The sequence below is a fragment of the Rhizobium sp. NLR16a genome, from assembly GCF_017948245.1.
Lineage (GTDB): Bacteria > Pseudomonadota > Alphaproteobacteria > Rhizobiales > Rhizobiaceae > Rhizobium.
The window spans coordinates 1,765,514-1,785,815 of record NZ_CP072865.1 but is presented as its reverse complement, the minus strand read 5'-3'; the positions used below and the strand labels follow the sequence as shown (position 1 = coordinate 1,785,815).

The following is a 20,302-nucleotide window of genomic DNA, read 5'->3' as shown; positions in this document are numbered from 1 at the left end:
AAATGTGCCGCGGCGGCCTGCGGCGGATTTGTCCGGTCCGGCCGCACAACTCCGGTGCTTTACCCTTTTTCGGCCGCAAAAGCCTGTTCAAAACGCGCTCAGAAATTGGCGCGGGAACAGGCTTTCCGCTATAAATCTTCAAGTGATTCTAGAAGAGATCGTGATCTGTTTTGACTGAGCAAACACCCCCCGGCGGCGGGAAGCTCCCGCCAGGCATCGAGCCCATCTCCATCATGGAGGAAATGCAGCGGTCGTATCTCGATTACGCCATGAGCGTCATCGTCAGCCGCGCGTTGCCCGACGTGCGCGACGGCCTGAAGCCCGTGCACCGGCGCATCCTCTACGGCATGTCCGAGCTCGGCATCGACTGGAACAAGAAATACGTCAAATGCGCCCGCGTTACCGGCGACGTGATGGGTAAATACCATCCGCACGGCAACGCTGCGATCTATGATGCGCTCGCCCGCATGGCGCAGCCCTGGTCGCTCAGGCTGCCGCTGATCGACGGTCAGGGCAATTTCGGCTCCATCGACGGCGATCCGCCGGCGGCCGAACGATACACCGAGTGCCGCCTGGAAAAGGCTGCTCATTCGCTGCTCGACGATCTCGACAAGGAAACCGTCGATTTCCGCGACAACTATGACGGCACGCTCTCTGAGCCGGTCGTGGTTCCCGCCAAGTTCCCGAACCTGCTCGTCAACGGCGCCGGCGGCATCGCCGTCGGCATGGCCACCAATATTCCGCCGCACAACCTCTCCGAAGTGATCGACGGCTGCATCGCGCTGATCAACGATCCGGCGATCGAGCTGCCGGAACTGATGCAGATCATTCCCGGCCCTGACTTCCCCACGGGCGCCAAGATCCTCGGCCGTGCCGGTATCCGCTCGGCCTACGAGACCGGCCGTGGCTCCGTCATCATGCGTGGCGTCGCCACCATCGAGCCGATGCGCGGCGACCGCGAGCAGATCATCATCACCGAAATTCCCTACCAGGTGAACAAGGCGACGATGATCGAGAAGATGGCCGAGTTGGTGCGTGAAAAGCGCATCGAGGGCATCTCCGACCTGCGCGACGAATCCGACCGCCAAGGCTATCGCGTCGTCATCGAATTGAAGCGCGACGCCAATGCCGAGGTCATCCTCAATCAGCTTTATCGCTACACGCCGCTGCAGACCTCCTTCGGCTGCAACATGGTGGCGCTGAACGGCGGCAAGCCGGAGCAGCTGACCCTGCTCGACATGCTGCGCGCCTTCGTCTCCTTCCGCGAGGAAGTCGTTAGCCGGAGAACGAAGTTCCTGCTGCGCAAGGCGCGCGAGCGCGCGCACGTCTTGGTTGGCCTCGCGATCGCCGTCGCCAATATCGACGAAGTCATCCGCGTCATTCGCCAGGCGCCCGATCCGCAGTCGGCCCGCGAAGAGCTGATGACGCGCCGCTGGCCGGCCGAAGATGTCGAAAGCCTGATCCGTTTGATCGACGATCCGCGCCACCGCATCAACGACGACCTCACCTACAACCTCTCCGAGGAGCAGGCGCGCGCCATTCTCGAGCTGCGCCTTGCCCGCCTGACTGCACTCGGCCGTGACGAAATCGGTGATGAACTCAATAAGATAGGCGAGGAAATCCGGGATTACCTCGATATTCTTTCCTCGCGTGTGCGCATCCAGACCATCGTCAAGGACGAACTGTCAGCCGTCCGCGACGAGTTCGGCACGCCACGCCGCACCGAGATCGTCGATGGCGGCCTCGAAATGGACGACGAGGATCTGATCGCCCGCGAGGATATGGTCGTCACCGTCTCGCATCTTGGTTACATCAAGCGCGTGCCGCTGACCACCTACCGTGCCCAGCGCCGCGGCGGCAAGGGCCGCTCCGGCATGACCACCCGCGACGAAGATTTCGTTAGCCGGCTATTCGTGGTCAACACCCATACGCCAGTCCTGTTCTTCTCCTCCCGCGGCATCGTCTATAAGGAGAAGGTCTGGCGACTGCCGATCGGCACGCCGACCTCGCGCGGCAAGGCGCTGATCAACATGCTGCCGCTCGAACCCGGCGAGCGCATCACCACCATCCTGCCCTTGCCCGAGGACGAGGCGAGCTGGGATAATCTCGACGTCATGTTCTCGACGACGCGCGGTACGGTTCGCCGCAACAAGCTGTCGGACTTCGTTCAGGTCAACCGCAACGGCAAGATCGCCATGAAGCTGGAAGAGGAGGGCGATGAAATCCTCTCCGTCGAGACTTGCACCGAGCGGGACGACGTTCTTTTGACCACGGCGCTCGGCCAGTGCATCCGCTTCTCGGTCGACGACGTCCGCGTCTTTGCCGGCCGCAACTCGATCGGGGTGCGCGGCATCAATCTCGGCGAGGGCGACCGCATCATCTCGATGACGATCGTCGGCCATGTCGATGCCGAGCCATGGGAACGGGCCGCCTACCTCAAGCGCTCTGCCGCCGAACGCCGGGCGATAGGCGTTGATGAAGAGGATATCGCTCTCGTCGGAGAGGAGGTCACCGAGGAGGGACAGCTCTCCGACGAACGCTACGAGGCGCTGAAGGCACGCGAACAGTTCGTGCTCACCGTCTCCGAAAAGGGCTTCGGCAAGCGTTCGTCCTCTTACGATTTCCGTATCTCCGGCCGCGGCGGTAAGGGCATCCGCGCTACCGATACGTCGAAAACCGGCGAGATCGGCGAACTGGTTGCAGCCTTCCCGGTCGATGACGGCGATCAGATCATGCTCGTCTCTGATGGCGGTCAGCTCATCCGTGTGCCGGTCGGCGGCATCCGCATCGCCAGCCGCGCCACCAAGGGCGTCACCATCTTCTCGACGGCCAAGGACGAGAAGGTCGTCTCGGTCGAGCGCATCAGTGAGCCGGAGGAGGATGAGACGGAAGGGGCCGTCGAAGGCGCCGATGAGACGCCGGTCGCCGATGGTGATCCGGGCGGTGCTGCCGAAGAATAATCGAATGAACGGGGCGGCTTCGAGCCGCCCTTTTCTGTTAGAGCCCTGCTTTCAGGCTGAAGCATTCAGTTGGCTCACTCGCTGGCCAAGAAAAAAAGCCGGACGCTGGGTGCATCCGGCTTGAAAGCCCCAGGCAGCGGAACGGTGCCGCTCATGGGAGGGAAAGAGAGGAATGTCAGAACGCGCTATGCTTTTCGTTCAGCGCCTTCACCTCTTCGCCTTCACGCCGCAGCGCTGATATCGTCGAGGCCACAGACACGATGAACATGACGCTGATGAGGGCGGTGAGCACTGTCAAGATCGTGAACATAGGCATTCCTTTCCTGGGGAGTTGCGTACTCGCTCCTCAGTACTGGCCCAGTACGGCCGTGCGAGCCGAAGCATAAGGGCCATAAACTTTGGAGGCATCGACCTTCTGGTCATAAAGAGCGACAGTTGCGGTGAGCATGCCCGTGACCATGACCATCCAGAGCACGTTAATCATCGTAATCTTGCCGGGCATTATTAGTCCTTCCTGCCGCGCTTTGACGCATTTCTGTGTCGGTTGAGTGAACGCATCCGTTTAAAAATGGTTCCGCCGGATGTTGAGCGGGTGTTTACCAATGGCGATCTGAAGCATCCTTGAATGTCTCGTTCATCTGGCGTTCAGATTCGAAATCCGATTTTTTCTCGCAGCCGACCCTCATTTCCGCGCAGGCGGCCTTGGGCGCGTACAATCGCCGCATGTTCGGCAAGCTCCGGCCGCACCCAGTTCACCTCGTAGCGATCGGCGAAGTAGCCATACGCCATCTCGGCGGCGAGGGAGAAAACAATGGCAAGCGCAACGAGCACGATCAGCATGGATTTCGATCTTTTGGGAGCGCCGGCTGCCGGAATGGCATCGGCTTTGTTGATGATCCGAGTTAAACAGATCCCGCCTGAAACGGCCTTGAATGGCATGTTCATCCGTTGTTCAGCCGAGCGGCGCGGCCGGGTAAATCACTTGCGACAAGTCCGCATCCGTGACAAAAGGCGTCAAACCAATGGCCGGGCCAGATGACGACAGCTTTTTATCCTGGGTCCTTCGACCCGATCACCAACGGACATGTGGATGTTCTGGTCCAGGCGCTGAACGTCGCCGAAAAAGTCATCGTCGCGATCGGCATCCATCCCGGCAAGGCGCCGCTCTTTTCTTTCGAAGAGCGAGCCGAGCTGATCCGCCTGTCGCTGGCCGAAGCCTTGCCCGGCAAGACCGGCGACATCACCGTCGTCGCCTTCGACAATCTGGTCGTCCATGCCGCCCGCGCCCATGGCGCCACACTTCTGATCCGCGGCCTTCGCGATGGCACGGATCTCGACTACGAAATGCAGATGGCCGGCATGAACAGAACGATGGCGCCAGATATCCAGACCATCTTTTTGCCGGCCGGCACGGCGTCGCGGCCCATTACCGCCACATTGGTCCGCCAGATCGCCGCCATGGGCGGCGATGTCAGCGCTTTCGTCCCGGCCGCGGTCTTGCAAGCCCTCACATCCAAGCGCCCAAACTAGCAAGCGCAAAGCCTAGGCGGATAACGCCGCAACGGAGCTCACATGAAACTCTTTTATCTCGCATTTGCCGGCGTGCTATATCTTGCCTCCTTCGCGGGGGATGCCTTGGCCCAGTCGGCCGATCATTATCTCACCATTCAGCTGAAGAACGGCCCGGTGGTGATCCAGCTGATGCCGGATGTGGCGCCGAAGCATGTCGACCAGATCGAGGCGCTCGCCAAGAAGGGCGAATATGACAACGTCGCCTTCCACCGCGTCATCGACGGCTTCATGGCCCAGACCGGCGACGTCAAATACGGCAACATGGAAAAGGGCTTCGATGCCAGCCTTGCCGGCACCGGCTCCTCCGACATGCCCGACATCCCGGCTGAATTCTCTAAGACCCCGTTCGTGCGCGGCACTGTCGGCATGGCTCGTTCGCAGGATCCGAATTCCGCCAATTCGCAGTTCTTCATCATGTTTGCCGACGGTTCTTTCCTGAACGGCCAGTATACCGTCGTCGGCAAGGTCGTTTCCGGCATGGAAAATGTCGACAAGATCAAGCGTGGCGAAGGCCAGAACGGCGAAGTCAAAAATCCCGACCGGATGATCAAGGTCACCCTGGGCAAGAAGTAAGTTACAAGAGAAACAAGAGGAGAAGACAATGGCCGAGATCAAGGATCCCGAAAACACCATCATTCTGGAAACCACCAAGGGCAAGGTTGTCATTCAGCTGCTGCCGCAGGTCGCTCCGGAGCACGTTGCCCGCATCAAGGAACTCGCCCGCGAGAAGGCCTATGACGGCGTCGTTTTCCACCGCGTCATTCAGGATTTCATGGCCCAGACTGGCGACGTCGAATATGGCAAGAAGGGCTCTGAAACCTTCAATCCCGGCCGGGCCGGCATGGGCGGCTCCTCCAAGCCGGACCTGAAGGCTGAATTCTCCGCGACCTCGCATGTTCGCGGCACCTGCTCGATGGCCCGTTCGCAGAACCCGAACTCGGCCAACTCGCAGTTCTTCATCTGCTTCACCGACGCGCCGTGGCTGAACAAGCAGTATTCCGTCTGGGGCCAAGTGATCGAAGGCATGGACAATGTCGACAAGATCAAGCGCGGCGAACCGGTCTCCGATCCGGACTCGATCGTCTCGATGCGGGTTGCCGCCGACGTCTGATTGTGATGTTTGCTGAAACCCGCCCTTGCGCGAGAGCGCGGGGCGGGTTTCGCTTTGCCTGAAAGTACACTTATGCGCGTTGACCTTTTCGATTTCGATCTGCCCGAGGAGCGCATCGCCCTGCGGCCCGCCGAGCCGCGTGACAGCGCACGGCTGCTCGTCGTGAATGCAAATGCGGCAAGCGCACTATCGGATCATCGTGTTTCCGATCTGCCGTCATTTCTGCGCGCCGGGGACGCGCTTGTCTTCAACGACACGAAGGTCATTCCCGCCCAGCTCGAGGGCATCCGTCATCGCGACGGCGCTGGCGGGCAGCAGGTCTCAGCGACGCTGCACATGCGCGTCGGTCCCAGCCGCTGGAAGGCCTTCGCCAAGCCGGGCAAGCGCATCAGGGAGGGCGATCGCATCGCCTTTGGCCACAGTGGCGAAAGCTGCATGATCGGCTCGCTCGATGCGACGGTGGAGGAAAAGGGCGAAGCCGGCGAAGTGACCCTCGCCTTCGATCTTTCCGGTCCGGCGCTCGACGAGGCGATTGGCGCCGTCGGCCATATTCCGCTGCCGCCCTATATCGCCGCCAAACGCCCCGAGGACGAGCGCGACCGCATCGACTACCAGACGATCTATGCCCGCGAGGAGGGCGCCGTTGCAGCCCCCACCGCCGGCCTGCACTTCACGCCTGGCCTGTTTGAGACCCTCGACAAGGCCGGTATCGAACGCCATTTCGTCACTCTGCATGTCGGCGCCGGAACTTTCCTGCCTGTGAAGGCTGACGATACCGCCGATCACAAGATGCATCTCGAAAGCGGTTACGTCAGCGCAGAAACTGCTGCCCGGCTGAACGCGGTAAAGCAAAGAGGCGGGCGTATCGTCTGTGTCGGCACCACCTCGCTGCGGCTGATCGAGAGCGCCGCCGAGGAAAGTGGAGAGATCAAGCCCTGGGCCGGCGCCACGGGGATCTTCATCACGCCCGGCTACCGTTTCAAGGCGGTCGACATGCTGATGACCAATTTCCACCTGCCGCGCTCGACCCTGTTCATGCTGGTCTCGGCCTTCGCCGGCTTCGAAACCATGCATGCGGCCTATGAACACGCTATTTCCATGGGCTACCGCTTCTACTCCTACGGCGACGCGAGCCTTCTTTTCCGGAAAGACTAGATGACAGAGAACTTCCAATTCACGCTCGAGAAGACCGATGCCGGCGCCCGTCTCGGTGAGATTTCCATGCCGCGCGGCGAAATCCGCACACCGGCCTTCATGCCGGTCGGGACGGTCGGAACCGTCAAGGCCATGTATCTCGACCAGGTGCGCGAGACCGGCGCTGACATCATTCTCGGCAATACCTATCACCTGATGCTGCGCCCGACAGCGGAGCGCGTCGCCCGCCTCGGCGGCCTGCACAAGCTGATCCGCTGGGAACATCCTATCCTGACGGATTCGGGCGGCTTCCAGGTCATGTCGCTGTCCGGCCTGCGCAAGCTCGACGAGCAGGGTGTCACCTTCAAGTCGCATGTCGACGGCAGCCTGCACCACATGTCGCCGGAGCGCTCGATCGAAATCCAGGGCCTGCTCGGCTCCGACATCCAGATGCAGCTCGACGAATGCGTGGCGCTGCCGGCCGAGCCGAAGGAGATCGAGCGCGCCATGGAAATGTCGCTGCGCTGGGCCGAGCGCTGCAAGGTGGCCTTCGGCGAGCAGCCCGGCAAGGCCATGTTCGGCATCGTCCAGGGCGGCGACATCCCGGCGCTGCGCGTCCGTTCGGCCGAGGAGCTGACCAAGCTCGACCTCAAGGGATACGCTGTCGGCGGTCTTGCCGTCGGCGAGCCGCAGGATGTCATGCTGCGGATGCTGGAAACGACGTTGCCCGTGCTTCCGGGTGAGAAGCCCCGTTACCTCATGGGCGTCGGCACGCCTGACGATATCCTCAAATCTGTCGCCCGTGGCATCGACATGTTCGACTGCGTCATGCCGACCCGCTCCGGCCGCCATGGCCTGGCCTTCACCCGCCGCGGCAAGGTCAATATCCGCAACGCCCGTCATGCCGAGGACATGCGTCCGCTCGACGAACAGTCGAACTGCCCGGCCACGCGCGATTATTCCCGCGCCTATCTGCACCATCTCGTCCGCGCCAATGAGGCGCTCGGCGGCATGCTGCTCTCCTGGCACAATCTCGCCTATTACCAGGAACTGATGCAGGGCATCCGCAAGGCGATCGCCGAAGGCCGCTTCGCCGACTTCATGGCGGAGACCATGGAGGAATGGGCAAGGGGCGATCTCGACCCGGTCTGAGGCTAGCTCGCCCCCGCGGGAAGCTCAGATGCTGGTCTTGGCGCAGTCATTGTCTTGAGCTTTTTACGCACTGGCTCGTCGAAGTGAATGGCGACGATGCCCGCCATGATGATAATCGCTATCACGACGACCATCCCAGCTGCCGGAGAGGCCGGGAGGTCAAAGCCCTTTTGCCGCAGTAAATGCAGCAACTCGAAGATGGGGGCGTGCAGTATATAAATCGGATAGGAAACGATCCCCAGCCAACGGAATGCCAGCCCGATTAGGCCGGTCTGCCTCGTGCGCATTGCGACCCAGACAATGGCCGGGAAAATCACGAAGCATACGAAAAGATCAAAATAGGGAAAACCGTAGAATGTGCTCGCGGGTATATTCGTGATCACAATCAGCAAACCACAGAGGAAAATGCCGATGGTATTGCCTCTATTGACCGCATTCGGCCTCCGAAGTTCGTGCAACCTGCGAAGGCAGATCCCGAGCGAGAACGAGAACAAAATTCTCGAGAAGCCAAATCCGAAATAGCCCGCCTGATGGCCAATGTCGAAATTGCCCCCAAGGGCACCGTACAAGGTGATAGCCGCTGTTGCGAGGGCGATGGCGAGCAAGATTCTGGACGATAGTCGCACCAGAAGAACGGAAAACAGCACTCCGGCCCAGAATTCGAAGAAGAGCGACCAACTGGGCCCGTTCAGAGGAAAGGCGCCGCCCGTGCCTGCGTTTGGAATGAACAGAACCGCCTTCAGAAGAAGTCCGGCCAGGGTGAGGCAATCGAAGCCGAATTGAATTCCATAGCTGACAAGGCCAACAGGCAGAGAAAGCAGATATACAGGATAAAGCCGAATGATACGCTGCAGCAGAAATCCTGCAGGCGAAATCTGTCCCGTTGCCAGTTGCCATTCGTATGAATTCGCAAGCACGACGCCGCTCAAAAGAAAGAAAAGGTCAACGGCAAGGTAGCTGATGTTGACAGGTATCGGACCAAGCGTGCCGCCAGTGTGTAGGAACATGACCACGATGGCCGCGATTCCTCGCAACGCTTCAAGTGCCGTGAAAAACTGCTTGCCTGTATTCAACCCGCCAATCCCCCGCTGACGGATTTTTACTCCAGCACGATTTCAAAATGGTTAGTGCAACGAATCCAAGTGCCGGGCAGTGTTTCATCCAGCCAAGAACAGCGCTTCAAATGCCTTTGCTGTCGGCATCCGGCATCATCTGCACGCCGTTGATCCGGTAGCTGCCGTCCGGCTGTCGGGTCATCTGATAGATGGCCGTCCAATCCCTGCCGTCGCGGCCCGATATCAGCACCTCGTGGTAGATCAGAGCGCCGTTATCGATCGAGCGGCTGCGGCCAAAGGCGTAATTGCCGGGATGATAGACCGGCTCGTAGCTCTTCTTCACCATGGCGAAGAACAGGTTCTTGTCGGGATACATCGCCTTAATGGCGGGAGCGGCGAAGGAATAGGCGGTCTCGGCATCCTCGTTGAGGAAGGCTTTGATCTGCTCCTCGATCATCGTCCGTGTCGTGTCGATCGGGTCTTCGGCGCGGGTTGAGACGGTGGAGACGAGGGACGCGGCACACAGGATGAGAACTGCGAAGAAGGCGCGCATGGATGATCTCCGGCTCTGTCGGAGAAAGATCCCCGACAGTGCGGAAGTGTAGGCGATTTCCGGCGCAATTCCAGCAAAACTGCGCAGCCGTGTTACGACCAGCGCCGGAACAGGGCGCTGGCATTGACGCCGCCGAAACCGAAGCCGTTGGTGATGGCATAGTCCATCGCCAGCGGCCGCGCCGTCTTGCCGACGATATCGATGCCGTCGGCGGCCGGATCGACTTCATTGAGGTTGCGGGTCGGCGGCGCGAGTTGATCGCGCAGCGCAAGAATGGTGAAGATTGCTTCCAACCCGCCGGCCGCGCCGAGCAGATGGCCGGTCGCCGACTTCGTCGCGCTGACGGCAATGGCGCCGTTGCGGCCGAAGACCGTGCCGATCGCAGCGATTTCGCCTTTGTCTCCGACCGGTGTCGACGTCGCGTGCGCATTGAGGTGCCGGACCTCCGAGGCCGGAATCTTCGCCTGCCTGAGTGCTGCCTCCATCGCCCGGCGCGCGCCATTGCCATCTTCTGGGCCTGCGGTCATGTGGTAGGCATCCGCCGCCGTGCCGTAGCCGACGAGTTCTGCAAGCGGTGTGGCCCCGCGGGCCAGCGCATGGTTCAGCGTTTCGATCACCAGGATGCCGGCGCCTTCGCCCATGACGAAACCGTCGCGCGCTGTGTCGAAGGGCCGCGAGGCCAGTTCCGGCGTCTCGTTGAAGCCGGTGGAAAGCGCACGCGCGGCGGCAAAGCCGCCGAGGCTTACCTTGTCGATGCAGGCCTCGGCACCGCCGCAGATCGCCACATCGGCTTCGCCGGAGCGGATCAACCGCGCCGCATCACCAATAGCCTGGACGCTGGCGGCACAGGCCGTCACCGGCGCGCCGAGCGGACCCTTGAACCCATAGCGGATGCTGACCTGGCCGGCCGCGAGGTTGACGAGGAAGGAGGGCACGGTGAAGGGCGATAGCCGCCGCACGCCTCGCGTCTCGCCGATCCGCACTGCTTCGGCGATCGCAGGAAAGCCGCCGACGCCCGAAGCGATGATCGTTGCGGTGCGTTCACGGCTGCCTTCATCGGTCGGCATCCAGCCTGCCTGCTTCACCGCCTCCTCCGTCGCCGCCATGGCGAACTGGATGAAGCGATCCATTTTTTTCTGGTCCTTCGGCGTGATGGAGCGGTCGGGGTCGAAACCAGCCTCGACATCCTCGATGAGGCCGGGGACGACACCGCCAACCTTGGCCGAAAGCTCGCCGACGACATCGGCCGGCAGCACCCTCAGACCGGAGGCGCCGTCGACGAGACGTTTCCAGGCAGGCTCGACGCCGGTGCCGAGGGGCGAGACAAGTCCCATGCCGGTGACAACGATGCGATCCATGGTATTTTCCTCTCTATGCGTCGATGCCGAGATACCAGGCGCGCATGCGGGCGATCCGCGCACGCACCTCGTCGTCGGCGGCTGGTCCAGCGAGCAGGCTGGTGTTTTGGGGCGTTACTTCTTCGCCGGTTCGTGCGTCCACAAGGACCGTCTCGCGCGCTTTGCCGGAGGCGGCGTCGCTGAGTAGAAAGGCGAGATCCTCTTCCGGAATGTGCCGACTTCCCCAGGAAAACAGCGCCATCAGCACCGGAAAGAAATCGCGCCCCTTTTCTGTCAGCAGATATTCGTAGCGGGCAGGGCGCTGCTGGTAGAGCCGTCGTTCGAACAGCCCTTCATCCGTCAGGTGTTTCAGCCGTCGCGTCAGGATGTTCGGGGCCACGCCGAGGCTTTTTTGGAAGTCGTCAAAGCGCGACAGCCCCTGGAAGGCGTCGCGCAGGATCAGGATGCTCCACCAGTCGCCGACGCTGTCCAGCGCGCGCGCCGCCGGGCATTTGAATTGGCTGAAACTTGTCCGCTGCATGGCAGATGTCAGTACAGGAGTGACTATCATCATGCAAGTAACATATGCGTAGGAAAGCTCTAGATGCCGTCACCTCCGAAGAAGCGGGCGAGCAGGATGCCGGTGACGAGCATGCCAGCCGCGGCGAAGATCGTATCGCCCGGAGTGCCGATATAGAGCGGCCCGATATTGGCAAAGAGCAGGAAGGCGATGAGGAAGTTCGCCCAGCCCCATATGACATTCACCGTCGGCGAACTTGGATTGGCGAACGGGGTGCGGAAGCGCCGGCCGCTGGCGCCGTTGACGAAATGCGGGATGCCGTTGACCAGAAAGGCCGCGGCGATGAAATGGGCGATGTAGGCGATCCAGGGCAAAGGGTTCTCCTGACCTGCGCGAGTGGCGTCACAGGAGAATGTGGCCGGGATCATCCGGCCGGCAAGAGGAGGTTATGGCCTTCCGCAGGCTGCTTAGACGAAGCCGAGCGGCAGTTTTTCCAGTTTTCTGTCGGCGCCGTAATCGCGTTCATGTGGGGAACGACGGCGGCCGTCACCGCGCGACGAAAGGTCGATGCGGTTTTCGGCGAAGATCCCGTCGGAATAGGTGCCGGTATCATCGCAATCGGCGTCGATCTTGGGAGCAAGGATTTTCAGGATCATCGAGGTTCCTCCACGGCGCAGCAACAACATGCGGAAAGGCCGCCTGGTTCCAATATAAACTCCGAATTATTAATAAATTAACCATAAAAGCCAGCCGAGTTTCAGCGGATCTGACCCTCGGCGCAGCATGCACAGCATGGAAATGGCGTCGTTGTGGAACTCCTGCTGCTGATCGCCGTTGGTTTGGCATGAACACAGGAGGCTCCCATGCAGTTGATCGATACGCGCGTGACACAGTCCGGCAACTTCTTCATTGTGGAATTCCTGGGCGAGGGAGGAGAGTCGATTGCCGTCAAAATCAACAATTCCCATGGCGAGCTCGACAGTTCGACGGCGCTCGACCACGCCAAGGTGATGATGGTTCAGCTGACCGCCTTTCCGGGCCGCAACGCGGACGGCAGCATCAACCGGTACGACGCCCTGAGCAACGGCAATTTTGACGAAGGCAGCAAGGGCCTCGTCGGCCAGCCGAGCGCGCGTTCCACCCACGATAGCGAAACGCTGGAAGAGGAGCTTAACGAAGGTCTCGAGGACACCTTTCCGGCAAGCGACCCCGTTTCGGCGACGGTATCGTCCATTCCCGCCAACGCGCCGCGGCATTGATCTCCATCCGATCCCGCAGGTTAGCCGGCTCCCGATGCGGGAGCGGCCTGCGCCTGTGTGACGGATTGACGTCAAAACTGAAAAACAGCTGAAAACCGCAGCTGTCTGATTGACATGGGAGCCCTCTAGAGAGGGGCCGAGAAGGGAGCGTCCAGGAGACGCTTCCGAGGTTCTCGGAGACGCGCGCGCCCCATGAAAATCATTCAGATCACCGACACGCATTTCAGCCCCGGCAAGCCGCATTTCAACGGCAACTGGGCACCACTTTTATGCTGGATCGAAGAGACCGGCGCCGATCTGATCGTCCATACCGGTGATCTCACCGTCGACGGCGCCGACAAGGACGAGGACATCGTCTTCTCGATGGATCTCATGCGCCAGGTATCGATCCCGATGCTAATCGTTCCCGGCAATCACGATGTCGGCCACCTCAAGGGTTCGGACCAGCCCGTCAATGCCGAGCGGCTGGCCCGCTGGCGCAGCGTCGCCGGCCCCGATCGCTGGCTGGAAGATGGAGCCGGCTGGCGCTTCATCGGCTTGAACGCGCTGCTTCTCGGTCATGAGGACGATGAGGAGCAGGCGCAGTTCGAATGGCTCGAGCGGGCGCTTGCCGACAGGGCCGGGCGGCGCGTGGCCCTGTTCGCGCATAAGCCGCTGTTCGTGGATGCACCCGACGAAGGCGATACCGGCTATTGGAGCGTCCGGCCGGCTCAGCGCCAGCAGCTCTACGAGCTGATCGCCGCCCATGACGTGGCTCTTTTCGCCAGCGGCCACCTCCATTGGGCCTGGCAGGGCGGCTTCGGCAACACCCAGCTGACATGGGGGCCGTCGGCGGCCTTCATCATCGATAAGATGGAGCGGGAAATGCCGGGCGAGCGCCTGATCGGCGCCGTCGTCCACGAGTTCGATACGTCGGTCGCAAGCGCGATCGTCGCCGTGCCCGGCATGACCGCGCATGTGCTCGATGACGTCGTTCACGAGGTCTATCCCCAGGCGGTCAAGCAGCGGGAACCGGTGGAATGAGCGCGCTCTCGCTTCGCGGCATCACCAAGTCCTTCGCCGGTAACCAGATCCTGAATGGCGTCAGCCTCGATGTCGGCGGCGGCGAATTCATCGCGCTGGTGGGTCCCTCCGGCTGCGGCAAGAGCACGCTCCTGCGCGTGCTTGCCGGCCTCGACCACGCCAACGGGGGCGAGATCCTGATCGGCGGGAAAGATATGTCGGGCGTGGCAGCCGCCGACCGCAACATCGCCATGGTCTTTCAGTCCTACGCCCTCTATCCGCATCTGACGGCGTCGCAGAATATCGCCGTGCCGTTGGCGATGCGCCGGCTGTCGAACATGCAGCGGCTGCCCTTCATCGGTTCGTTGATGCCGAGCCAGCGCGCCATCCGCGCGGCGATCGCCCGCGACGTCAGGGAAATGGCGACATCACTCAAGATCGAACACCTGCTCGACCGCAAGCCCGGCCAGATGTCCGGCGGTCAGCGCCAGCGCGTGGCGCTCGCCCGCGCCATGGTGCGCCGGCCGAGCATCTTCCTGATGGACGAGCCGCTGTCCAACCTCGACGCCAACCTGCGCGTCCACGCCCGGGGCGAGATCGTCGACCTGCATCGCCGCGCCGGCGTGCCGACGCTCTACGTCACCCATGATCAGGCGGAAGCGCTGTCGATGGCGGATCGCGTCGCCGTGATGATGGGCGGCCGGTTGCTGCAGATCGCAAGCCCCGAGGTCATCTATGACGATCCCGCCCATGTCGAGGTCGCCCGTTTCATCGGCCAGCCGCGCATCAATCAACTGCCGGCGGAAGCCGAAGACGGTGTGGTTGCCTTTGGCGACCTGCGCCTGACGCTGGAAAACTCGCCCGCCGGCAAGATGCCGGTCACGCTCGCCATTCGCCCCGAGTTCGTCTCTCTCGACCGGAACCGCCAGGACGGGCTTGCCGCCCGGATCGAGCGCGTCGAGTTCCTGGGATCGGAGGTCATCCTCCATTGCCGTCTCGATGCGATCGGCGAGACCGTGATCGCCAAGGTTCAGCCGCCGGAGGCTGCAGGCCTCGCCGCCGGCGATCCGGTCGGGCTGCGGCTTGCCACAGGCCGGACGATGGCTTTCGCCAAGGATGGCAGCCGGCTGGCCGCTCGCGCGGAGGCCGGCAATGAGCTCGCCGCAGGCGATATCGCGCGGGAGAGGGCGCATGGCTAACGTCGTTTCCATGGGCGTAGTTGGCAATCCCGCCGTTGCACATCGGAGCAGCGAGGCCCGCATCGCCTGGATGCTGGTGCTGCCGGCGATCGTGCTGCTGTTCCTCTTCGTGCTTTTGCCGGTCGCGGCTGTCATCTTCCTCGGCTTTACCGATTTCGAACTCGGCTACGGCAAGTTCCGCTTCGTCGGCTTCGAGAATTACGCGCATCTGATCACCGACCGCACGTTCCGCAAGTCGCTCTGGAATACGACGGTCTATACGGCGATCGTCGCGCCCGTCTCGATCCTTCTCGGCCTCGGTATCGCCATGCTGATCGAGAGCGAGACGGCGGCGCGCAGCTTCTTCCGCACCGCTTATTTCCTGCCGGTCGCCTCACTGATCGTCGCTATGGCGACCGTCTGGCAATATATGTTTCATCCGACCATCGGACCCATCAACGCGCTTCTGGCATTGGCGGGATTGCCAGGGCCGAACTGGCTGGGCAGTTCCGGCACGGTGCTCTACAGCCTCTCGATCATCGGCGTCTGGCAGTCGGCCGGCTTCAACATGGTGTTGTTCCTGGCCGGGCTGACGGCGATCCCGCGCGAACTTTACGCGGCAGCCGAAGTGGACGGCGCCAAATCCGCCCTCGATCGCTTCCTGCTCGTCACCTGGCCAATGCTCGGGCCGACGACGCTCTTCGTCATCACGATCAGCATCACCAACGCGGTGAAGGTCTTCGAGACGGTCAAGACGCTGACGGAAGGCGGGCCGAACAAGGCGTCGGAGGTGCTGCTCTTTACCATCTACCAGGAAGGTTTCGTCTACCTGCGCGTCGGCTACGCCTCGGCGATGACCGTTGTCTTTCTCCTGATCCTCGTGGTGCTGATGTTCCTGCAGTTCCGCATCCTCGATCGGCGGGTGCATTACACATGACGCGCGTTTTTTCCCTCGGCCGGATCATCCGCCTGACGCTGCTTTCCCTGGGCGCGATCATCTTCCTTTCGCCCTACGTCTTCATGATTTCGGCGGCAGGCAAGGCGCAGAGCGATATTTTTACCTCGTCGCTGTCGTTGATCCCGGCGCACCTCACCTATGCGGAGAATTTTGCCAGGGCCCTGAGCCGGGTGCCGATGGCGCGGCTCCTGTGGAACGGCGTCGTCGTCTGTGGGCTGATCTTCTTCTTCCAGGTGCTGGTGGCGATCCCTTGCGCCTATGCGATGGCGAAGCTGCGCTTTGGGGCCGCCCGTGCCATGATAGTGCTGGTCATGCTCGGCCTGCTGGTGCCGATCCATGCGACCGCCTTGCCGCTCTATGTCGCCTTCGACCACGCCTCGCTGCTCAACGGCTACGCCGCCCTCGTTGCGCCCTTCACCATTTCGGTCTTCGCGATCTTCATGTTTCTGCAGTTCTTTCGCGCCATGCCGGATGATCTCATCCATGCTGCGCGTCTCGACGGCATGTCCGAGCTCGGCATCGTCGCTCGCGTCATCGTGCCGAATGCCTGGCCTGCAGTCACCGCCTTCGCCATCTTCTCGGTCGTCGCGCACTGGAATGACCTCTACTGGCCGCTGGTCGTCATCAGCAGGCAGGACTACGCCACGCCGCCGCTCGGGCTGATGTATTTTCGCGCCGCCGAAGCCGGCGACGACTACGGCGCGCTAATGGCCGCCACCCTCATGATTACCCTTCCCCTCGTCATCGCCTTCCTGCTTGCGCAGAAGCGTTTCGTCGAGGGCATCACCATGACCGGTCTCAAAGGCTGATCGGTTCAACTCAGGAGAACGAGCGATGAAACATATCACCCAGCTTCTCGCCGCAGCGGCCGTATCCCTGGCAATCGCGCTTCCGGCGCATGCCGAGACGACGCTGACGGTTCATTACCCGATGCCGGGCTTCTTCAAGGACGTGATGGACACGATCTCGAAGAAATTCATGGCTGAGAACCCCGACATCAAGATTCAGTTCGCCAGCCCGTCCGCGACCTATGAGGAAGGCATCCAGACGATCCTTCGTCAGGCCGGCACCAGCGAAATGCCCGACATCACCTTTATCGGCCTGAACCGCCTGCGCATGCTCGACGAGCGCGACGTCGCCATCGATCTCGGCCCGCTCGTCCAGAAGGACGGCAACATGGCCGAGCAGGGCTTCTCTGACACGATCCTCAAGCTCGCCCAGGTCAAGGGCAAGCAGGTCGGTCTCGCTTTCGCCACTTCCAACCCGATCATGTATTACAACGCCGATCTCGTGAAGGCGGCCGGCGGCAATCCCGATAATCCGCCGAAGACCTGGGACGAGGTCATCGCGCTCGGTGGTAAGATCAAAGCGCTCGGCAACGGCGTCGACGGCATCGATTTCCGCTGGCAGGGCGATGACTGGATGTTTTCCGCGCTCCTCTTCGGCGCCGGCGGCAAGATGCTGAGCGACGACGAAAGCAAGGTCGCCTTCAACGGTCCGGAGGGCAAGAAGGCCGTCGAAGTCCTGCATCGCCTCGTCACCGAAGGCGGCATGCCGGTTTTCACCAAGCCCGCCGGCGAACAGGCTTTCGCGGCCGGCAAGGTCGGTTTCGAATTCCAGACGACGGGCGCCTTGCGCAATACGATCAAGAACGTTGGTAACAAGTTCGATCTGCGCACCGCCAAGATCCCGCTGATCGATCCGCTAAGCGGCCGCTTGCCGACGGGCGGTAACGCCGTCGTCATCGTAACGCATGACGCCGCCAAGCAGGACGCCGCCTGGAAGTTCGCCAAATTCGCTGCCGGCCCTTACGGCGCCTCGGTCGTCGTGCCCGGCACCGGTTATGTCCCGAACAACGAGCTCGCCGCCAAGTCGCCCGAATATCTCGGCGATTTCTACAAGCAGAACCCGCTGTTCCAGGCTGGCCTCAGCCAGATGCCGGTGATGATCCCCTGGTATGCCTTCCCCGGCTCGAACGGCGTCAAGGTCACCCAGACGATCGTCGACAACCTCTCGCGCATCGTCGACCAGTCGGCCGAGCCGAAGGAAGCGCTCGACGACGCGGCCGCTGATGTCGGGGGCATGCTGCCGCGCAGCTGATCGCTTTTCCGATAAGGAAAGAGTTGGGCCGCTACGCCGAGCGCAGGGCGGCCCTTCTTGTTTTCAAGCGTCTCAGATGGGCCGCACCGTGCCGCCGCGGCGCAGCGTAAAGGCGACATCGAGATGGCGGGCAGGGGCGGCATTCTCCGCCATGTCGAGAAGCAGCGAGGCCGCCGTCGCCCCCATGCTGGCATCCGGCATTTCAATGGTCGTCAGCGGCGGATCGATCAGCCGGCCGATGGCGATGCCGTCGAAGCCGGCGACCGAAATATCCCCAGGCACCGAAAGCCCCTCACGCTTCAGCGCGCCAATGACGCCGAGCGCCAGAAGATCGTTGGAGGCGATGATCGCCGTCGGCGCAAGCGCGGTCATGATGGTGCTGAGATCGAGCTGGTCGTAACTGCCGACGAAGGGGATCTGCACGGCATCGAGTGGTGCCAGCCCGGCATCGGCCAGCGCGTCGAGATAACCCTGGTAGCGAAGCCGCGCCCGGTCGGAGGCGGCGAAATTGCCGGAGAGGAAGAGAATGCGGCGATGGCCCCTGCCGATCAGGAAGGTGGCGATCTCCCGGCCGGCGCCGCGATTGTCGGCGGTGACCGCCGCCGGAAACTGTGCCGTCGGCCGGTTGTGGAGCAGCACGGTCGGCGGCAGCCTGGCAAGCAGCGCCTCGCTGGTCGACGGATCGCAAACAGTCAGGATCAGCCCTGTCGGTCGGTCGTTCAGCAGCGCCGCGACGGCATCGGCCTCGCGTGCCGGATCGTAATTCGACTGGGCGATCAACACGCCATGGCCGGCGACCAGCATGCGGTTCTGGATGCTTGATAGCGACGAGGCAAAGACCGGATTGGTGATGCTTGGAATTAAGACGCCGACCACCGGCCTGCGGCCGAGCCGTCCGGCCGCATGATAGCCGAGTTCTGCGGCGGCGCGGCGCACCCTGCGCACCATCAGATCGCTGGCTGGTCCGTTGCGGCTGAGAACTCTGCTTGCGGTCGCCAGCGAACATCCTGCCCGGAACGCGACCTGCTGCAATGTCGCCATCAAAAGCACCTCGCATCAATCCAATTCATTGGGGGGCGCTTTAAAGGGTTTCGATGACATTGATCTGACACTTCACTGCGGCGATCGGGGAGGGCGCCGGTCAGAGGCGGCGCCGCGCCGTTTCTCACCCCAAAGAAGCAATGCCAGGACACCGCTGAGCAGACCGAGAGATAGTGGCAGACCCTGAGGCCCGATCAGCTGCATCGCCAGTCCGGCCGCCGGCGAGCCCGCCATGCCGCCGATGCCCCATGCGAAGGCGAAGGCTGCATTGCCGGCGAGCAGGGTCCGGCCGTTGAAACGCTCGCCGAGCTCGATCAGCGATGTGGTGTAGAGCCCGAAGGAGACACCGCCCCAGATAAAAACCAGCGGCCAGACGAGCCAGGTGTTGAAGATGAACGCCAGCAGCAGGCAGCCGGTGAGGCAAGCCAGCACACAGAACAACATGGTCCGCGGCGCGCCGAACCGCTCGGCCGCCCGCCCGAGCAGGATCTGCAGTATGGCATTGCCGGCGACGAAACAAGTGATGAGCGAAGCGATACGCTCCTCGGCGCTGCCGAGTACCGTTCCATAAACGGTGAACAGGGAAAGCAGGATCTGCTCGAAGGCGGCGGCGGTGAAAACCGCAAACAGCAGCAGCGGCGCCAGCGCGAAGAAGCCGCCGACCGACGTTGCCTTGCCTTCGTCGGGCATGTCAGGCAGGTGTGGGGCAACGGCAAGCACGATCAGGCCGCAGGCAAGGAAGGCCGTGATGCCGATCGTGAAGGGGGGCCAGCCTTCCGTGCCGGCGAGGCCCAGGGATAGTGGGCCGATGCCGAAACCAGCCGAAACGATCGATGAATAGAGGCCGAGGATTCGGCCGCGGCGCGGTGCCGGCGTGATCGTGATCAGCCAGGTTTCGCTGATCACGTAGAGCGGATTGGCAAAGAAGCCGAGCAGGAAACGCAGCGGCATCCAGGCCCAGACCTGCTGGGTCCCGGCAATCGCGACCAGGGTAAGGGCAGCCAGGATCGAACAGAGGATGGCCAGCCGCGCCCCGCCTACGCCTCGCGAAAGCGCCGGAATGAGGGGCGCCGATATGATGAAACCCAGTGGCGTCATCGCTGCCGAGAGGCCGATCAGGCCTGATGTTATTCCCTGTCGCTCCAGGATGAAACTCAGCAGCGGGTAGGTCAGTCCCTGCGCCGCGGCAAACACCGTCACCGTCGCGATAATGCCGGCCATCGCAGTCCATGGAATCCGATCCTCGCTCTGTGATGTCGTGCTTGCGGTGGTCATGCAGATCTCCTCCTTGATCAATGGTGGGTCGAGCCCATGAGTTGAAAGAGGATGGAATTCTGCAGGATAGGGGGAGCGGCGTAATTAAGCCTCGC

At 62.1% G+C, this 20,302-nt stretch carries 23 protein-coding genes; 12 read left to right on the top strand and 11 right to left on the bottom strand.

What is annotated here, in order from left to right; all coding sequences use genetic code 11:
- The first annotated feature begins 170 nt into the window (after window positions 1-170).
- Window positions 171-2,960: a DNA gyrase subunit A gene (gene gyrA / locus J7U39_RS08635; protein WP_210631368.1), complete on the top strand. Its 2,790-nt coding sequence runs from the start codon at window positions 171-173 to the stop codon at window positions 2,958-2,960.
- A 175-nt stretch (window positions 2,961-3,135) separates the two neighbouring features.
- On the opposite strand, the gene J7U39_RS32175 is transcribed toward gyrA, so the two are convergent.
- The 3 genes from J7U39_RS32175 to J7U39_RS08625 form a co-directional block, all read right to left on the bottom strand.
- Window positions 3,136-3,270 (bottom strand): hypothetical protein, encoded by a 135-nt coding sequence (locus tag J7U39_RS32175; protein WP_010056528.1) that lies wholly within the window; start codon window positions 3,268-3,270, stop codon window positions 3,136-3,138.
- 36 nt (window positions 3,271-3,306) lie between these two features.
- Window positions 3,307-3,462 carry a hypothetical protein gene (locus J7U39_RS08630; RefSeq protein WP_210631367.1) on the bottom strand — a complete coding sequence of 52 codons (156 nt, stop codon included), beginning with the start codon at window positions 3,460-3,462 and terminating at the stop codon, window positions 3,307-3,309.
- Between the two features lie 143 nt (window positions 3,463-3,605).
- Entirely contained in the window at window positions 3,606-3,905 is a 300-nt protein-coding gene (locus J7U39_RS08625) for a hypothetical protein (RefSeq protein WP_210631366.1), read from the bottom strand.
- A 90-nt stretch (window positions 3,906-3,995) separates the two neighbouring features.
- Between J7U39_RS08625 and coaD the strand changes: the two genes are divergently transcribed.
- The 5 genes from coaD (at window position 3,996) to tgt (ending at window position 7,929) form a co-directional block, all read left to right on the top strand.
- Window positions 3,996-4,490: a pantetheine-phosphate adenylyltransferase gene (gene coaD / locus J7U39_RS08620; RefSeq protein ID WP_210631365.1), complete on the top strand. Its 495-nt coding sequence runs from the start codon at window positions 3,996-3,998 to the stop codon at window positions 4,488-4,490.
- Between the two features lie 42 nt (window positions 4,491-4,532).
- Entirely contained in the window at window positions 4,533-5,105 is a 573-nt protein-coding gene (locus J7U39_RS08615; RefSeq protein WP_210631364.1) for a peptidylprolyl isomerase, read from the top strand.
- A 28-nt stretch (window positions 5,106-5,133) separates the two neighbouring features.
- On the top strand, window positions 5,134-5,643 hold the full coding sequence (locus tag J7U39_RS08610; RefSeq protein ID WP_010029525.1) for a peptidylprolyl isomerase: 510 nt from the start codon (window positions 5,134-5,136) through the stop codon (window positions 5,641-5,643).
- Between the two features lie 72 nt (window positions 5,644-5,715).
- Entirely contained in the window at window positions 5,716-6,798 is a 1,083-nt protein-coding gene (queA, locus tag J7U39_RS08605) for a tRNA preQ1(34) S-adenosylmethionine ribosyltransferase-isomerase QueA (protein WP_210631363.1), read from the top strand.
- Window positions 6,799-7,929 carry a tRNA guanosine(34) transglycosylase Tgt gene (tgt, locus tag J7U39_RS08600; protein WP_210631362.1) on the top strand — a complete coding sequence of 377 codons (1,131 nt, stop codon included), beginning with the start codon at window positions 6,799-6,801 and terminating at the stop codon, window positions 7,927-7,929.
- A 2-nt stretch (window positions 7,930-7,931) separates the two neighbouring features.
- On the opposite strand, the gene J7U39_RS08595 is transcribed toward tgt, so the two are convergent.
- From J7U39_RS08595 to J7U39_RS08570, 6 genes are all read right to left on the bottom strand, one after another.
- Complete coding sequence (locus J7U39_RS08595; protein ID WP_210631361.1) at window positions 7,932-9,002, bottom strand: acyltransferase; 1,071 nt, start codon at window positions 9,000-9,002, stop codon at window positions 7,932-7,934.
- 106 nt (window positions 9,003-9,108) lie between these two features.
- A complete protein-coding gene (locus J7U39_RS08590) occupies window positions 9,109-9,537 on the bottom strand; it encodes a DUF4864 domain-containing protein (protein WP_210631360.1) in 429 nt (142 codons plus the stop codon).
- 92 nt (window positions 9,538-9,629) lie between these two features.
- Complete coding sequence (gene fabF, locus J7U39_RS08585) at window positions 9,630-10,895, bottom strand: beta-ketoacyl-ACP synthase II (protein WP_210631359.1); 1,266 nt, start codon at window positions 10,893-10,895, stop codon at window positions 9,630-9,632.
- 13 nt (window positions 10,896-10,908) lie between these two features.
- Entirely contained in the window at window positions 10,909-11,415 is a 507-nt protein-coding gene (locus tag J7U39_RS08580) for a helix-turn-helix domain-containing protein (RefSeq protein WP_210631358.1), read from the bottom strand.
- A 59-nt stretch (window positions 11,416-11,474) separates the two neighbouring features.
- Complete coding sequence (locus J7U39_RS08575) at window positions 11,475-11,768, bottom strand: hypothetical protein (RefSeq protein ID WP_210631357.1); 294 nt, start codon at window positions 11,766-11,768, stop codon at window positions 11,475-11,477.
- A 93-nt stretch (window positions 11,769-11,861) separates the two neighbouring features.
- Window positions 11,862-12,050 carry a hypothetical protein gene (locus J7U39_RS08570; protein WP_210631356.1) on the bottom strand — a complete coding sequence of 63 codons (189 nt, stop codon included), beginning with the start codon at window positions 12,048-12,050 and terminating at the stop codon, window positions 11,862-11,864.
- A gap of 207 nt (window positions 12,051-12,257) precedes the next feature.
- Between J7U39_RS08570 and J7U39_RS08565 the strand changes: the two genes are divergently transcribed.
- The 6 genes from J7U39_RS08565 to J7U39_RS08540 all read left to right on the top strand — a co-directional run bounded on the left by J7U39_RS08565 (window position 12,258) and on the right by J7U39_RS08540 (window position 17,891).
- Window positions 12,258-12,653: a hypothetical protein gene (locus tag J7U39_RS08565; RefSeq protein ID WP_210631355.1), complete on the top strand. Its 396-nt coding sequence runs from the start codon at window positions 12,258-12,260 to the stop codon at window positions 12,651-12,653.
- Window positions 12,654-12,845: 192 nt separating this feature from the next.
- Window positions 12,846-13,676, top strand: coding sequence for a metallophosphoesterase (locus tag J7U39_RS08560; protein WP_210631354.1), 831 nt, complete (start codon window positions 12,846-12,848; stop codon window positions 13,674-13,676).
- Entirely contained in the window at window positions 13,673-14,854 is a 1,182-nt protein-coding gene (locus J7U39_RS08555; RefSeq protein WP_210631353.1) for an ABC transporter ATP-binding protein, read from the top strand. Before J7U39_RS08560 ends, J7U39_RS08555 begins: the two co-directional genes overlap by 4 nt.
- Window positions 14,847-15,770, top strand: a complete 924-nt coding sequence (locus tag J7U39_RS08550) for a sugar ABC transporter permease (RefSeq protein WP_210631352.1) — start codon at window positions 14,847-14,849, stop codon at window positions 15,768-15,770. Before J7U39_RS08555 ends, J7U39_RS08550 begins: the two co-directional genes overlap by 8 nt.
- Entirely contained in the window at window positions 15,767-16,600 is an 834-nt protein-coding gene (locus tag J7U39_RS08545; RefSeq protein WP_210631351.1) for a carbohydrate ABC transporter permease, read from the top strand. Before J7U39_RS08550 ends, J7U39_RS08545 begins: the two co-directional genes overlap by 4 nt.
- A gap of 25 nt (window positions 16,601-16,625) precedes the next feature.
- Window positions 16,626-17,891: an ABC transporter substrate-binding protein gene (locus J7U39_RS08540; protein ID WP_210631350.1), complete on the top strand. Its 1,266-nt coding sequence runs from the start codon at window positions 16,626-16,628 to the stop codon at window positions 17,889-17,891.
- A 72-nt stretch (window positions 17,892-17,963) separates the two neighbouring features.
- Here J7U39_RS08540 and J7U39_RS08535 read toward each other — a convergent pair whose 3' ends face one another.
- Window positions 17,964-18,932, bottom strand: a complete 969-nt coding sequence (locus tag J7U39_RS08535) for a substrate-binding domain-containing protein (RefSeq protein ID WP_210631349.1) — start codon at window positions 18,930-18,932, stop codon at window positions 17,964-17,966.
- A 72-nt stretch (window positions 18,933-19,004) separates the two neighbouring features.
- A complete protein-coding gene (locus J7U39_RS08530) occupies window positions 19,005-20,207 on the bottom strand; it encodes an MFS transporter (RefSeq protein WP_247241738.1) in 1,203 nt (400 codons plus the stop codon).
- Window positions 20,208-20,302: the final 95 nt, after the last annotated feature.